The sequence below is a fragment of the Reyranella sp. genome (assembly GCF_004297265.1).
Classification (GTDB): domain Bacteria; phylum Pseudomonadota; class Alphaproteobacteria; order Reyranellales; family Reyranellaceae; genus Reyranella.
In genome coordinates, this window is record NZ_SCUT01000054.1 from 124550 (window position 1) to 139072 (window position 14523).

Genomic DNA, 14523 nt, shown 5'->3' on the forward strand with positions numbered 1-14523 from the left:
GAGAGCGCCAAAGGCAGAACGACCACACGAATCTCAAGCCACAAAAAAGGCCCGCATCGCGGGCCTTAAATCGTTCGGACCACCCGGTCCTAGAAGAACCGCCAGTTCGCGGCCATCAGGGCCAGCGCCGCGCCGGCAAGCCCGGCGAGGAGAACCCACGTCCGCACGCCGCGGCGACGGAAATTGTCATTGGCAGGACGGCCCACCCGCACGATGCGCGGCTGGACCCTCGGTGTCTGGGTGGCCGCCCAGGATGTTTCCCCCTGGCGCGGCCCGAACGATGATCTTGCCATGTGCTTCTCGCTTCCCTCCCGGACAGCGATTTCAGCCCCGCATGTGGAGTGGCTTGTAGGGGCGCTCGGTCTGGCCGTTGTAGAGCTGGCGGGGACGACCGATCTTCTGGTCGGGATCCTCGATCATCTCGTTCCACTGCGAAATCCAGCCGACCGTGCGCGCCACCGCGAAGAGAACGGTGAACATCGACGTCGGGATGCCGATCGCGCGGAAAATGATGCCCGAGTAGAAGTCGACGTTCGGGTAGAGCTTCTTGGAGACGAAGTAGTCGTCCTTCAGCGCGATCTGCTCCATTTCCATGGCCAGCTCGAGCAGCGGGTCGTGGGTTATGCCGAGCGAGGTCAGGACCTCATGGCAGGTCTGGCGCATCACCTTGGCGCGCGGATCGTAGTTCTTGTAGACGCGATGGCCGAAGCCCATCAGGCGGGTGTGGTCGGCCTTGTCCTTAACGCGGGACAGGAAACCCGGGATGTTCTGCTTGCCGCCGATCTCGTGCAGCATGTTGATGACGGCCTCGTTGGCGCCACCATGGCTCGGGCCCCACAGCGAGGCGATGCCAGCGGCGATGCAGGCGAACGGGTTGGCGCCCGACGAGCCGGCGAGGCGGACCGTCGAGGTCGAGGCATTCTGCTCGTGGTCGGCATGGAGCATGAGGATGCGATCCATCGCCTTCTCGACGATCGGGTTGACCTCGTACTCCTCGGCCGGAACGGAGAACATCATGCGCAGGAAGTTGGCGGCATAGGAGAGGTCGTTGCGCGGATACACGAACGGCTGACCGACCGAATACTTGTAGGCCATCGCCGCGATGGTCGGCATCTTGGCGACCAGGCGGTAGGAGGCGACCATCCGCTGGTGCGGATCGTGGATATCGAGCGAGTCGTGATAGAAGGCGGAGAGGGCGCCGACGACACCACAGCAGATCGCCATCGGATGGGCGTCGCGGCGGAAGCCGCGATAGAACTGGCTCAGCTGCTCATGAACCATCGTGTGGTTCGTGATGTCGCGAACGAACTTGTCCTTCTGAGCCTTGTTCGGCAGATCACCCTTCATCAGCAGGTAGGCGACTTCCATGAAGTCGCTCTGCTCGGCGAGTTCGGCGATGTTGTAGCCTCGATGGAGCAGGAGGCCCTCGTCGCCGTCGATGTAGGTGATCTTTGAGCCGCACGAGCCGGTCGAGGTGAAGCCCGGATCGTAGGTGAACATGCCGGAGTCGCCGTAGAACTTGCGAACGTCCACCAGGCGCGGTCCGAGTGTGCCGTGGATGATCGGCATCTCGTAGGTTTTGCCGGTTTCGTTGTCGGTCAGCGTCGCGGTCGATTTGGCCATCGGGTGAACTCTTTTCCAGGCTCGATTCAAGCAAGGCGCGCGCACCCCGCAGGATGCCGTTCGCCGGTTCGGCGGCACCCTAACAAGCCCCTAAAGAAGGCGCAATTGAACAGCCGGGCGGCTATTTCGCGAGGCGTAGAAAACGCCTGATCCGGCCGTCGATCGCGGTCAGCGAGAGGCCGATCAGGGTCATGCCCGCGAAGTGCCGCGGCGCCAGCCGCTCGCCCAGAACCAGGGCGCCGAGCAGGATCGCAGTGACCGGTATCAGGAACGTAACCAGTAGAAGGTTCGTCGCACCGGCGACTGCAAGAATGCGGAAATACAGGACGTATGCGAGGGCGGTCGAGAGGAGCGCCAGGCTTGCGAGCGCAGCCAATGTCGTCGCACCGGGCGGGGCCGGAAGCAGCCATGGCCGGTCGACGATCAGCATGACCGGCAGAATCAACATGGCGCTCGCTGTGACCTGTCCGGCTGCCGCCTCGAGAGGCGCCACGCCCATCGTCGCGAAGCGCCGGCCGTAGACACCGGCGAAGGCGTAGGAGAGGGCGGCGCCGAGGCAGGCGATCTGGCCCGCGATCCCCCGGCTGCTGCCGATCGCCTCCGGTCCCATGAGCACCGCGACGCCGCCGATCCCGATCACGAGCGCGGCGAGCTTCAGGCCGCCGATCCGTTCGTCATGGGCGATGAAATGCGCAACGAGCAGGGTGAAGAGCGGCGTCGTCGCGTTGAGGATCGACGCGAGCCCGGACTCGATCTGCGTCTGCCCCCAGAAAATGAGGCCGAACGGGATGAGGTTGTTCAGGAACCCCATGGCCGCGTAGCAGCGGAACGGCGCCTCGGCCCGGAACAGATTTCTGCCCGTCGCGGCGAGTGCGAGATTGAGCGCCAGCGCGGCGAGCGCCACGCGGCAGAACACCACCGTGAGCGGCGCCAGTTCGGCCAGAGCCACCTTGGCGAAGAAGAACGAGCCGCCCCACAGGACGGACAACGACAGCAACCAGATCCAGATCCGCAAGCTCATGACGGCAGCCTGCCGGTCGGACGGCGGCTGATCTATCCGGCGGCCGCCAGCAATCGCGCTTCGTCCCGCGGCAGCGCTACTCCTAGTTCTGGACCTGCACCTTTGCCCAGGTGTCCCGCAACTCGATCGTGCGGTTGAACACCAGAGCCGTCGGCCGGCTCGCGAGGTCCGGGCAGAAATAGCCCAGTCGCTCGAACTGCACGGCTTCCCCTTCAGATGTCTCTGCCAATGAGGGCTCCAGCAGCGCGCCGGACAGGACTTCGAGCGAGCCTGGATTCAGGTCGGCATCGAGATCGCCACCGGCGCCCGGGTCAGGGCGGTTGAAGAGCGTGCTGTACAACCGGACTTCGGCGGGAAGTGCATCCCGGGCGGACACCCAGTGCAGCGTGGCCTTTACCTTTCGACCGTCCGGCGCGTTGCCGCCGCGGCTCGCGGGATCGTAGGTGCAGCGCAGTTCGACCACGTTGCCGCCGGCGTCCTTGACCACCTCGCGGCAGGTGACGAGATAGGCGTAGCGCAACCTGACCTCTCGTCCGACCGCCAGCCGGAAGAATTTGTTCGACGGATTCTCCATGAAGTCGTCGCGCTCGACGAAGATTTCCCGGCCGAAGCGAAGGGTGCGCGTGCCGGCGGCCGGATCCCCCGGATGGTTGACGGCCTCCAGCTCTTCGACATGGTTTTCGGGAAAGTTCTCGATCACGAGCTTGAGCGGCCGCAGGACCGCCATGCGCCGATGCGCCACCTGATTGAGATGGTCGCGGATCGCGTGATCGAGCATGGCGAGGTCGACGACGCTGTTGGCCTTGGACATGCCGATGCGCCGAACGAAGTCGCGGATCGCCTTCGGCGGCACGCCGCGGCGACGCAGGCCTGCCAGCGTCGGCATGCGGGGATCGTCCCAGCCGCTCACGATGCCGCGCCGTACCAGATCCGTCAGGTGGCGCTTGGAAAGGACGGTGTAGCCGATATTGAGGCGGGCGAATTCGGTCTGGCGCGGCCGCGCCGGCACCGGCAAGTGGTCGAGGAACCAGTCGTAGAGGGGACGATGGTCCGAGAACTCCAGGGTGCAAAGCGAGTGCGTCACATGTTCCAGGGCGTCGGACTGGCCATGTGCGAAATCATAGGTCGGGTAGATGCACCACTCAGTGCCGGTGCGCGGGTGAGACGCGTGCAGGATGCGATACAGGACGGGGTCGCGCAGGTTCATGTTGCCGGACGCAAGGTCGATCTTTGCGCGCAGCACGCAGGCGCCGTTGGGAAACTTGCCGGCGCGCATGTCGCGAAACAGACCGAGATTCGTTTCCACCGAGCGGTCGCGATCCGGCGAGGCGCGTCCCGGTTCGGTCAGCGTGCCACGCATTGCCCGCATCTCGTCGGGCGGCGTGTCGTCGACATAGGCGAGGCCGGCGCGAATGAGGTGCTCGGCCCAGTCGTACAGCGTCTGGAAATAGTCCGACGCATGGTACAGGTGTTCGCCCCAGTCGAAGCCGAGCCAATGTACGTCCCGCTTGATGGCGTCGATATATTCCTGCTCTTCCTTCACGGGGTTGGTATCGTCGAAGCGAAGGTGGCAGCGGCCGCCGGTTTCGGTCGCAATTCCGAAATTCAGGCAGATCGACTTTGCGTGGCCGAGATGGAGGTAGCCGTTCGGCTCCGGCGGAAAGCGCGTGACGACGCTCTGCACTTTTCCGCTGGCGAGATCCGACTGAACCAGGTCACGAATGAAATCCCGCGCCTCTTCGTTCGCCGCGGCCTCCGGCATCGGCTTCTTGTCATCCATTACCTGTCTCCCGTTCAAGCGGCGGCCGCCAGCAAACGAACCTTGCTCTCGGCGGGCCCCAGCACGGCCAGCACTTCGAAGATGCCGGGCGAGGCGGTCGAGCCGGTCAGCGCGACGCGGAGCGGCTGGGCGACCTGGCCGAGCTTCAGCCCGTTCGCCTCGGCGAACTCACGCACGGCTTCTTCGAGCGCCTTTTCGCTCCAGTCGCTCGCCTGCGGCTCCAGCGCCGGCGCGAGCTTCGCCATCACGGCACGGGCGTCGGGTGTCAGCAGCGCCCGGGCCTTGTCGTCGGCGATCGGCGGCGCGCCAGCGCGGGCGTAGAAGACAAGACTGTCCGCGAGTTCGATCAGGGTGCGCGCGCGCTGCTTCACGCCGGAGAGGCCGCGCACGATGCGCTCGCGGCCAGCGGCATCGACGGTGCCGAGCTTCTCCTCGATGCGCGGCAGCACCAGCGGCAGCAGCTCGGCGTCCGGCGTTTCGCGAAGGTAATGCGCGTTGAGATTGGTCAGCTTCGCCATGTCGAAACGCGAGGCCGAGCGGCCGACGCCGTCGAGGTCGAACCATTCGATCGCCTGCGCCGTCGAGATGATCTCGTCGTCGCCGTGGCCCCAGCCCAGCCGCAGCAGGTAGTTGCGCAGCGCGGCCGGCAGGAAGCCCATGTCGCGATAGGCATCGACGCCCAGCGCGCCGTGACGCTTGCTGAGCTTGGCGCCGTCGGGTCCGTGGATCAGCGGGATATGGGCATAGACCGGCTCGGGCCATCCCATGGCGCGGATGATCTGCAGCTGGCGGAAGGCGTTGTTCAGATGATCGTCGCCGCGGATCACGTGCGTGACACCCATGTCGTGGTCATCGACGACGACGGCCAGCATGTAGGTCGGCGTGCCGTCGGCGCGCAGCAGGATCATGTCGTCGAGCTGCGCGTTCTCGACCGTGACCTCGCCCTGCACGGCGTCCTTGATGACCGTCTGGCCGATCTGCGGCGCCTTCAGGCGCACGACCGGCATCACGCCGGCGGGTGCTTCCTTCGGGTCGCGCTCGCGCCAGCGGCCGTCGTAGCGCATGGGCTTGCCGGCGGCCTTCTGTGCCGCCCGCATCTCGTCGAGCTCCTGCGGCGAGGCATAGCAGTGATAGGCGTGCCCCTTGGCCAGCATCTCCAGCGCGACCTCGGCATGGCGGGCGGCGCGCGAGAACTGGTAGGTGACCTCACCGTCCCACGGCAGGCCGAGCCACGACAGGCCGTCCAGGATCGCGGCGATCGCCGGCTCGGTCGAGCGTGCGCGGTCGGTATCCTCGATGCGCAGCAGGTACTTTCCGCCGTGATGCCTGGCGAACAGCCAGTTGAACAGGGCCGTGCGGGCGCCGCCGATGTGCAGGTAGCCGGTGGGCGAGGGGGCGAAGCGGGTAACGACGGTCATCGGCCTGGGATCATGCTCGGTAAGCGCGGGTTTTGCCGCATTTTGGGCGGAAAAGCGCGCCGTAGGTAGGGGAGCGTCCGGTTAGTGTCAAACCTGCGCGCCTGGATCCTCGAACAACTGGACGCCGAGCGCGGCCGGTGGGTGCTGTGGCTCCCCGTGGCGCTCGGTTTGGGCATCGCCATCTACTACGAGCTGCCGAGCGAGCCGGCCCTCTGGCTGGGCCCGGCACTGGCGGCGGGATCTTTGGTCATCGCTGTCTTCGCGCCGGCCGGCAGTCCCGCGCGCGCCTTGGCCATCGGCGCCGTCGCTGCCTCGTCCGGCCTCGGACTCGTGGCCTGGCGTACCGCCAGCCTCACCGCGCCGACGCTGACCCGGCCGCTGTTCAGCCTCAACGTCGAGGGCAGGGTCGCCGACATCCAGCGTCTGCCCGAGGGTGTTCGGGTCGTGCTCGAAGCCGTCCGTCTGAAGGGCAACGGCGTGCCGCCACCCGAGCTGATGCCGGCGAAGGTTCGCGTGACCTTGAACCGCGGGGCACCGCCGCTGGTGATCGGGGACCGCCTGCTCGTTCTCGCGAACCTGTCGCCGCCGGCCGGTCCCGCGGCGCCCGGCGCCTTCGATTTCCAGAGGGTCGCCTGGTATCAGCAGCTCGGCGCGGTCGGCTACGCGCTCGCGCCGGCAACCGTGATCGAACGCGGCAGGCCCGACGGGTTCGTGCGCACGATCGACTCGCTGCGTGCCGACCTCGCCGCCCGCATCCTTCATGTCCTGCCGGGCCCGGCGGGCGGCGTGGTCGCCTCGTTGCTGGTCGGCGAGCAGACGGCGGTCGACAAGGACGTGGCGCAGGCCATGCGCGATTCCGGCCTGGCGCATATCCTGTCGATCTCCGGACTGCACATCGTCTTTGCAGTCGGCCTCGTGATGGGCCTCGTGCGCTACGGCATCGCGCTCATCCCTCCGCTCGCCCTTCGCATCGATGCCAAGAAGGTGGCGGCCGTGCTCGCGCTGATGGCCGCGATCTTCTACACGGCACTGGCGGGGGCGCCGGTGCCGGCGCAACGCGCGTGCGCCATGGCCGCCTTTGCGCTGCTCGCCATCCTGCTCGACCGTACGGCGCTGTCGCTGCGCCTCGTCGCCTGGTCCGCCGTCATCGTGCTCGTCATCGCGCCGGAATCGCTGACCGGTGCGTCCTTCCAGATGTCGTTCGCGGCCGTCGTCGCGCTGATCGCGGGCTGGGAATCGGCGGCACCCTGGCGCCGTCGCCTGCACGAGCGGGCCGAAATCTCCCGCCACCGCTGGATATGGCGGCTCGCGGCCGCGCTGGGCGCAAGCCTGATCACGACGCTGATCGCCTCGATCGCGACGGGCGCCTTCGCCGCCTATCACTTCAACCGCCTGTCGCTGCTCGGCGTCGTCGCCAACCTGCTGGGAGTTCCCCTGACAGGCTTCTGGATCATGCCCTGGGGCCTGCTCGCCATGCTGCTGATGCCGTTCGGGCTGGAGGCCGTGGCGCTGGTGCCGATGGGCTGGGGGGTCGACGGCCTGAACGCCATCGCCTTCCATGTCGCGGCGTGGCCCGATGCCGCGATGCTGGTGCCGTCGCTGCCCGGCACCAGCCTGTGGCTGTTGACCGTCGGGGGCCTGTGGCTCTGCCTCTGGCGGCGCCGATGGCGCTATGCCGGAATCCCGGTCGCAGCGATCGGCCTGATGCTGGGGCCGCCGCCGGCGCCTGACCTGCTGATGAGCGAGGACGGCCGCGTGCTGGGCCTGCGCGACGAGCGCGGCGTGGTGCATGTCGCCTCGGCCCGCGTGGATCGCTACGTAACCGACGCCTGGGCGCGCCGGCAGGGGCAGGAGGGGGCAAGGCGCTGGACCGTGAGCGCCGACGAGCAGGCGTCCGGCCTGGGCTGCAACACCGGCCTCTGCCGATGGCGCAAGGGACCGTGGCGCGTCGCGCTGGTGAGTGACGAGAAACGCCTGGCCGAAGCCTGCGGCTCGGCCGACATCGTGCTGTCGACCGTCGATGCCCAGGCGCGCTGTCGCGGGCCGCGGCTGGTGATCGACCGGCGCGATGCCTGGAAGGACGGCGCCCACGCTTTGTGGCTCGACGATCTCGGTGTGCGACGCGAAACCGCCAACGCCCGTCGCGGCGACCGGCCCTGGGTCCCCAACAGCTCGATGCGGCAGACAGCGCCGGTCAAGGCACCCGGCGCCTGAGATCAGTGATAGCGCCGGTAGAGGCCGGCGAGGCGGCCCTGGATCTTTACCCGGTCGGGCCCGAAGATGCGGGTCTCGTAGGCGGCATTGGCGGGTTCGAGGGCGATCGAAGCACCCTTCTTGCGCAGCCGCTTCAGGGTCGCCTCGGTATCGTCGATCAGCGCGACGACGATCTCGCCGGACTCGGCAGTGTCTGAACTCTTGATGATGGCGATGTCACCGTTCTGGATTCCGGCCTCGATCATCGAGTCGCCCTGGACTTCGAGACAGTAGTGGGCGCCGGAGCCCAGCAGCGAGACGGGCACGTCGACGGTCGTCGAATTGTCGCGCAGTGCCTCGATCGGCGTACCTGCGGCAATCCGGCCGTAGAGGGGAAGGCTGAGCGCCTGCGCTTCGTTGGCGGCCTGGATGGCGCCGGCGAGCGGCACGCGATCGGCGCGCACGATCTGGGGCACGAAGCCCTCGCGGCCTTCGGAGAAGCCCGCGCGGCGAGCCTCGGCGAGCAACGGGGTGACATTGGGTGCAGGCAGGGCGGCGCTCTCGGGCAGCTTCACGACCTGCAGTGCGCGCGCACGATGCGGCAGGCGGCGCAGGAAGCCACGCTCCTCGAGGCCGGTGATCAGGCGGTGGATACCGGACTTCGACTTCAGCCGCAGCGCTTCCTTCATCTCGTCGAAGGAGGGCGACACGCCATCGTCGTTGAGCCGCTTGTTGATGAACAGGAGCAGTTCGTTTTGCTTGCGGGTTAGCACCGTCTTCTCCCCAGAACGCCTACCGGATTTAGGAACAAATCCTGAAACCCGGCACATGTTCTAGTTTGGTTCCGCCTTCCGGTCAAGTTATCCCGAGGAGAAGTGGGGAAAATGCAGGATCAGTACCCGCCCGGCAGGCCCTGGAGATCGACGACCTGCACCGTGTCGCCGGCCTTGCGCGCGGGGTCGTGGGGCGGGCGGATCATGAGGCCATCGCAAGCGGCCAGGACCGACAGCATCGAACTGTCCTGCACCGGGTGGGGATCGACGGTGAGGGTGCCGTCGGACGCGCGGGCGAGGCGTGCACGGACATAGTCCTCGCGCTGGTCGTTCTGCTTCACGTCGACCGCGAGGCGGGCGGGCTGGGTGCGCACCAGCTCGCCGGATTGCCCGAGCATCCGCTCCAGGGCGGGCTTCAGGAACAGCAGGGCACAAACCATGGTCGAGACCGGGTTGCCCGGCAGGCCGAGGACTCGGGCGCGAGCGCGAGCGGCGAACATCAGCGGCTTGCCCGGGCGCATGGCGATCTTCCAGAAACCCATGTCGAAGCCCTGGGCCTTCAGCGCGCTCTGCACCAGATCGTGGTCGCCGACCGAGGCGCCCCCCAACGTGATCAGCAGGTCGTGCTGTGCGCCGGATTCGATACAGCTTTCGATCAGCTTGGCGTCGTCGCGGGCGATGTCGAACAGCGTCGGCTCGCCGCCCCAGCCGCGCACCAGCGCCGCCACGGCGATGCCGGAAGAGGAGACGATCTGGTTGCGCCCGACCGGCTCGCCCGGCATCACGAGCTCGTCGCCGGTCGAGAGGATGGCGACCCGTGGTTTGCGGTGGACAGAGAGCCAGGGGTGGTTCATCGCGGCCGCCAGGGCGAGATCGCGCGTGGTGAGGGTCCGGCCCGCCTTCAACGGCATGTCGCCCGTGGAGAAATCGAGCCCGGCCTTGCGCACGTGCCGGCCCAGCCGCGGCGCCTCGAGGATGGTGATCTTCGTGCCGTCGGCTTTCGTGTCTTCCTGGATCACGATCGAATCGGCGCCCATCGGCAGCGGGCCGCCGGTGAAGATGCGCACGGCCTCTCCGGGCCGAAGCGCCTGATCGTAGGATCCGCCGGCCGGCGCCTGGCCGACGAGGTTGAGCGTCGCCGGCGCGGCCGGCACGTCGGCGGCTCGCACGGCATAACCGTCCATGGCCGAGAGATCCGCCGGCGGCTGCGTGAGCCGCGCCTGCGGCGACACCGCCAGCACGCGACCCGCAGCATCGGCGACGGAGACCGTCTCCGAGGGGAGGGGCGCGAACGCCGCGATCACGCGGGCGTGGGCATCACGAACGGAGAGCATTTGTCGCCTCATTGGAGCGCGCCACTCCAGTGGCGCTCAAGCTATCGTCGAGGTGTAGGGACATGAGCGCAACTGGAGTTGCGCGCTCCAATGATCAGACATTCCATGTCCCCGACTTGCCGCCGGACTTGTGGAGGAGCTTCACCTCCGAGATCACCATCCCGCGGTCGACTGCCTTGCACATGTCGTACACGGTGAGGGCGGCGACGGAGGCCGCCGTCAGCGCTTCCATCTCGACGCCGGTGCGGCCCTTCAGCTTGCAGGTCGCCTCGATATCGACGGCGTTGCGCGCTTCGTCGAGCGTCAGGACCACCGCGACGGACGACAGCGCGAGCGGATGACAGAGGGGAATGAGGTCGGGCGTCTTCTTGGCGGCCATGATGCCGGCAAGCTGCGCCACGGTAAGCACATCGCCCTTGGCGGCCTTCTTGTCGCGGATCAGCTTCAGGGTCGCCGGCTGCATGACGATGGTGGCGCGCGCCGTCGCGACCCGCTCGGTCACATCCTTGCCGCCGACATCGACCATGTGGGCGTTGCCCGAGTCATCGAAGTGGGTGAGGTCGCTCATGCCGCCTGCTGGACCAGGATCTCGCGCACCGCCGCCTCGACGTCGGGCTTGCGCATGAAGCTCTCGCCGATCAGGAACGCCGAGGCGCCGACCCGGGCCATGCGCGCCAGATCGGCGGGAGAGCCGAGGCCACTCTCGGCCACAAGAACGCGATCCTTCGGCACCAGCGGCGCGAGCTTCTCGGTCGTCGCGAGATCGACGGCGAGCGTCTTGAGGTTGCGGTTGTTGACGCCGATGAGATCGGCGTCGACCTGGAGGGCGCGTTCGAGTTCGGCGGCGTCATGCACCTCGACCAGAACGTCCATGCCCCATTTGTGCGCGAGCTTCGCCAGCTCGGCGGCCATCGCGTCGTCGAGGCAGGCCATGATCAGCAGGATGCAGTCGGCGCCCAGCGCACGGGCCTCCGGCACCTGGTAGGGATCGATCATGAAATCCTTGCGCAAGACCGGCAGCTTCACCGCCGCGCGCGCTTGCGTCAGGAACTCGTCCTTACCCTGGAAGTAGGGCTGGTCGGTCAGGATCGAGAGGCAGGTCGCGCCTCCGCGCTCATAGGAGCGGGCGAGGGAAGGCGGGTCGAAATCCTCGCGGATCAGGCCCTTGCTGGGCGAGGCCTTCTTGATCTCGGCGATCAGTCCGTAGCGCCCATCGGCGATCGTGGCCTTGAGAGCCCTGGCGAAACCGCGCGGCGAATCGGTGTCCCGGGCCAGGTTCTCGACGACCCTGAGCGATCGTTGCGACATGCGCCCGGCCACGTGGCGCTTCTTGTCGGCAACGATCCTGTCGAGCGTGTCGCTCATGCGCAAATCCTCTTCAATGTCGCCAGCGCATCCCTGGCCTTGCCGCTATCGATCGATTGGACGGCCATGGCCGCGCCTTCCTTCAGGTCACGCGCCTTGCCGGCGACCATGAGCGCGGCGGCGCTGTTCAACAGGACGATATCGCGGAAGGCGTTCTTTTCGCCGCCCAGCAGCGCGTGGATCGCCTCGGCATTATGCGCCGCGTCGCCCCCCTTGAGTTCGTCCAGGGTCGCACGCTTCACGCCGATCTCCTCAGGCGCAATCTCGATCTCGGTCACCTTGCCGTTCTCGAGCGAGGCGGCCCAGCTCGCCGTGGTCGTGGTGAGCTCGTCCATGCCGTCCTGTCCATGCACGACCAAAGCGCGCTCCAGCCCGAGCTGGCCCAGCGCCTGCGCCACCGGCTTCAGCCACCGGCGGTCGAATACGCCCACGAGCTGGCGCTTCACCAGGGCGGGGTTCGACATCGGCCCCAGCAGGTTGAAGATGGTGCGCGAGGGCGCCAGCTCGACCCGGGGGCCGGCGACGTTGCGCATGGCGCTGTGGTGGCGCGGGGCCATCAGGAAGCAGACCTTGGCTTCGACCAGCGCCTTCTCGAGCTTTTCGATCGGCACTTCGAGGCCGATGCCCAGCGCCGACAGCACGTCGGCCGCGCCTGATTTGGAGGTGAAGGCCCGGTTGCCGTGCTTGGCCACGGGCACGCCGGCGCCCGCCACGACGAAGGCCGAGCAGGAGGAGACGTTGTAGGTGCCGTGATGGTCGCCGCCAGTGCCCACGATGTCGATCGTGCCCTCAGGGGCCTTCACGCGCAGGACCTTGGCCCGGAGCGCCCGCGAGCCGCCGGCCAGCTCCTCAGCCGTCTCGCCGCGCACCTTGAGGCCCATCAGGAAGGCGCCCATCTGGGCCGGCGTCGCGTCGCCCGAGGTCATGATGTCGAAGGCGCGCTCCGCCTCGTCGATGCCCAGGGTCTCGCCGTTACCCACCTTGGCCAGAAGGCCGCGAAAATCGTCGATGTCGCCGCTCACCCAGAACCCCGTACTTTGCCTCTTGCCGGTTCGGCCGGCGGGCGCGAAGCTATATCACATGGCACAAGAACTCATCCTCAAGGTCACCGGCATGGATTGCGACGGCTGCGTAAAGGCCGTCACGCGCGCCGCCACCGGCGCCGGCACCGCGCCGCTTTCCGTCGACCTCAAGAGCGGGGAGATGCGTCTCCCCGAAGGCGCCGACGTTCCCGCAATCACCAAGGCGATCCAGCGCGCCGGCTTCGGGGTCGCGCCCTAAGGCGTCCGATCATATGAGGAATCAGTCGTAACAGGCTGATTTATAGTCATATTTTCGATTCAGGAATCTATCTGTCGGCAGACCTTGCCAAAATAATAAGCGAGCTTATCTTGAGTAAACTTAAGAGATAGGCTCATGGAACTGCCCGAACGAAATCTCGGATTCCTCCTGCATGACGTTGCCCGCCTGATGCGGAAGCGCTTCGAGCAGAATGCGCGCGGCCTGGGGCTCACGCGCTCGCAGTGTCAGGTCCTGGCGCATCTCGCCCGCAACGAGGGAATCCAGCAGAGCGGGTTGGCGGACATCCTCGAAGTCGAGCCGATCACCTTGACCCGGCTGCTCGACCGGCTGGAGGAGGCGGGCTTCGTGGAGCGCCGGGCGCATGCGACCGACCGGCGCATCCGTCAGCTTTACCTGTCCGAAAAGGCCCATCCGCTGCTGGCCGACATTTTCACCATCGGAGCCGCCACCCGTGCCGAGGCGTTGGAGGGCGTGGCCGAAGCGGAGCGCGACCAGCTTTTCACCCTGCTCAGTCGCATGAAGTCGAATCTGCTGGCCCGGGCGTCCACGCCGGCCGGCACGAGGAGTACAAACGATGGCTAACAGGAGTTCTTTCCGTCGGAGCGATCTGGCAGACGAGGTTTCTGGCCCGGCCGGTGCGAATGCCGAGCCGAGGCCCAGGCCGCGCAACCTGCGGCGCATCCTGCTGGTGCTGGGGCCCGCCGTGGTCCTGGCCGGTAGCCTGTTCGCCTACATGACGGGCGGCCGTTACGTGTCGACCGACAATGCCTACGTCCATGCCGGCAAGCTCACCGTGGCGACCGACGTTTCCGGCATCGTGGCCAAGGTCGACGTGCATGAGAGTCAGAAGGTGGAGAAGGGCCAGGTCCTGTTCACGCTCGACCAGGAGCCGTTCAGGATCGCGCTGGCCGGCGCCGAGGCCAATCTCGGCACCGTGCGCAACCAAATCGTGACGCAACAGGCCACCTACCGCCAGAAGCTGGCGCAGATCGAGCAGGCGAAAACAGATATAGGCTTCTACGAGACCGCCGCGCAGCGCCAGCAGGACCTGCTGAAGCGCGGCGTCTCGGCCCAGGCGACCTACGACCAGGCCAAGCGCGACCTCGATACGGCGCGCGAGCGGCTGCTCGTGGCCCAGCACGATGCCGAGGCGGCCCTGGCGCAGCTCGGCGGCCGCGCCGATGCGCCGATCGAGCAGAACCCGAACTATCTCGCCGCGCAGGCGCAGGTCGACAAGGCACGACGCGATCTCACCCGCACGACCGTTGTGGCGCCCATGCCCGGCATCGTGACCAACGTCGACGCGCTGCTGCCCGGCGAGTACCTCCCCGCCGCACAGCCGGCCTTCAGCCTCGTCTCGACACAGGACGTCTGGGTCGAGGCCAACCCCAAGGAGTCCGACCTCGCGAACCTGAAGCCGGGCGACAAGGCGACGGTCTCGATCGACGCCTATCCTGGCCGGGAGTGGCAGGCGACCGTCACCAGCCTGGCACCGGCGACGGGTGCGGAGTTTTCGGTGCTGCCGGCGCAGAATGCCACCGGCAACTGGGTGAAGGTCGTGCAGCGGGTGCCGATCCGCCTCAACGTCGAGATGCCCCAGGGCGCGCCGCCGCTGCGCACCGGCATGAGCGCCTATGTCGAGATCGACACCGGCCATCACCGCCAGCTTCGCGACCTGTTCAGCGGCTTTTGATGGAGCGCGCCACTCCAGTGG

The 14523-nt window shown here is 67.2% G+C and carries 14 protein-coding genes; 4 read left to right on the forward strand and 10 right to left on the reverse strand.

Annotated elements, in window-relative coordinates; all coding sequences use genetic code 11:
- Window positions 1–89: 89 nt before the first annotated feature.
- From EPO41_RS24470 to gltX, 5 genes are all read right to left on the reverse strand, one after another.
- Window positions 90–293 (reverse strand): hypothetical protein, encoded by a 204-nt coding sequence (locus EPO41_RS24470; protein ID WP_296331109.1) that lies wholly within the window; start codon window positions 291–293, stop codon window positions 90–92.
- A 31-nt stretch (window positions 294–324) separates the two neighbouring features.
- The gene (gltA, locus tag EPO41_RS24475; RefSeq protein ID WP_295136877.1) at window positions 325–1623 is read right to left on the reverse strand and encodes a citrate synthase; all 1299 of its coding nucleotides are present in this window, start codon (window positions 1621–1623) and stop codon (window positions 325–327) included.
- 121 nt (window positions 1624–1744) lie between these two features.
- Complete coding sequence (locus EPO41_RS24480; RefSeq protein ID WP_296331112.1) at window positions 1745–2644, reverse strand: DMT family transporter; 900 nt, start codon at window positions 2642–2644, stop codon at window positions 1745–1747.
- Window positions 2645–2726: 82 nt separating this feature from the next.
- Window positions 2727–4424 carry a glutamine--tRNA ligase/YqeY domain fusion protein gene (locus EPO41_RS24485; RefSeq protein WP_296331115.1) on the reverse strand — a complete coding sequence of 566 codons (1698 nt, stop codon included), beginning with the start codon at window positions 4422–4424 and terminating at the stop codon, window positions 2727–2729.
- A 14-nt stretch (window positions 4425–4438) separates the two neighbouring features.
- A complete protein-coding gene (gltX, locus tag EPO41_RS24490) occupies window positions 4439–5842 on the reverse strand; it encodes a glutamate--tRNA ligase (protein ID WP_296331118.1) in 1404 nt (467 codons plus the stop codon).
- A gap of 84 nt (window positions 5843–5926) precedes the next feature.
- Between gltX and EPO41_RS24495 the strand changes: the two genes are divergently transcribed.
- Window positions 5927–8056, forward strand: a complete 2130-nt coding sequence (locus tag EPO41_RS24495) for a ComEC/Rec2 family competence protein (protein ID WP_296331121.1) — start codon at window positions 5927–5929, stop codon at window positions 8054–8056.
- A 2-nt stretch (window positions 8057–8058) separates the two neighbouring features.
- Here EPO41_RS24495 and lexA read toward each other — a convergent pair whose 3' ends face one another.
- The 5 genes from lexA to trpD all read right to left on the reverse strand — a co-directional run bounded on the left by lexA (window position 8059) and on the right by trpD (window position 12517).
- On the reverse strand, window positions 8059–8808 hold the full coding sequence (gene lexA, locus EPO41_RS24500; RefSeq protein WP_296331123.1) for a transcriptional repressor LexA: 750 nt from the start codon (window positions 8806–8808) through the stop codon (window positions 8059–8061).
- A gap of 119 nt (window positions 8809–8927) precedes the next feature.
- Window positions 8928–10142 (reverse strand): gephyrin-like molybdotransferase Glp, encoded by a 1215-nt coding sequence (gene glp / locus EPO41_RS24505; RefSeq protein WP_296331125.1) that lies wholly within the window; start codon window positions 10140–10142, stop codon window positions 8928–8930.
- 94 nt (window positions 10143–10236) lie between these two features.
- Complete coding sequence (gene moaC / locus EPO41_RS24510; protein WP_296331129.1) at window positions 10237–10710, reverse strand: cyclic pyranopterin monophosphate synthase MoaC; 474 nt, start codon at window positions 10708–10710, stop codon at window positions 10237–10239.
- Window positions 10707–11507 carry an indole-3-glycerol phosphate synthase TrpC gene (trpC, locus tag EPO41_RS24515; RefSeq protein ID WP_296331132.1) on the reverse strand — a complete coding sequence of 267 codons (801 nt, stop codon included), beginning with the start codon at window positions 11505–11507 and terminating at the stop codon, window positions 10707–10709. Before trpC ends, moaC begins: the two co-directional genes overlap by 4 nt.
- A complete protein-coding gene (gene trpD / locus EPO41_RS24520; RefSeq protein WP_296331329.1) occupies window positions 11504–12517 on the reverse strand; it encodes an anthranilate phosphoribosyltransferase in 1014 nt (337 codons plus the stop codon). The genes trpC and trpD overlap by 4 nt, the downstream gene beginning before the upstream one ends.
- A 70-nt stretch (window positions 12518–12587) precedes the next feature.
- On the opposite strand from trpD, the gene EPO41_RS24525 reads away from it, so the two are divergent.
- The 3 genes from EPO41_RS24525 (at window position 12588) to EPO41_RS24535 (ending at window position 14502) form a co-directional block, all read left to right on the forward strand.
- On the forward strand, window positions 12588–12788 hold the full coding sequence (locus EPO41_RS24525; RefSeq protein WP_296331134.1) for a heavy metal-associated domain-containing protein: 201 nt from the start codon (window positions 12588–12590) through the stop codon (window positions 12786–12788).
- 135 nt (window positions 12789–12923) lie between these two features.
- On the forward strand, window positions 12924–13391 hold the full coding sequence (locus EPO41_RS24530; RefSeq protein WP_296331137.1) for a MarR family transcriptional regulator: 468 nt from the start codon (window positions 12924–12926) through the stop codon (window positions 13389–13391).
- Entirely contained in the window at window positions 13384–14502 is a 1119-nt protein-coding gene (locus EPO41_RS24535) for an HlyD family secretion protein (RefSeq protein WP_296331139.1), read from the forward strand. The genes EPO41_RS24530 and EPO41_RS24535 overlap by 8 nt, the downstream gene beginning before the upstream one ends.
- Window positions 14503–14523: the final 21 nt, after the last annotated feature.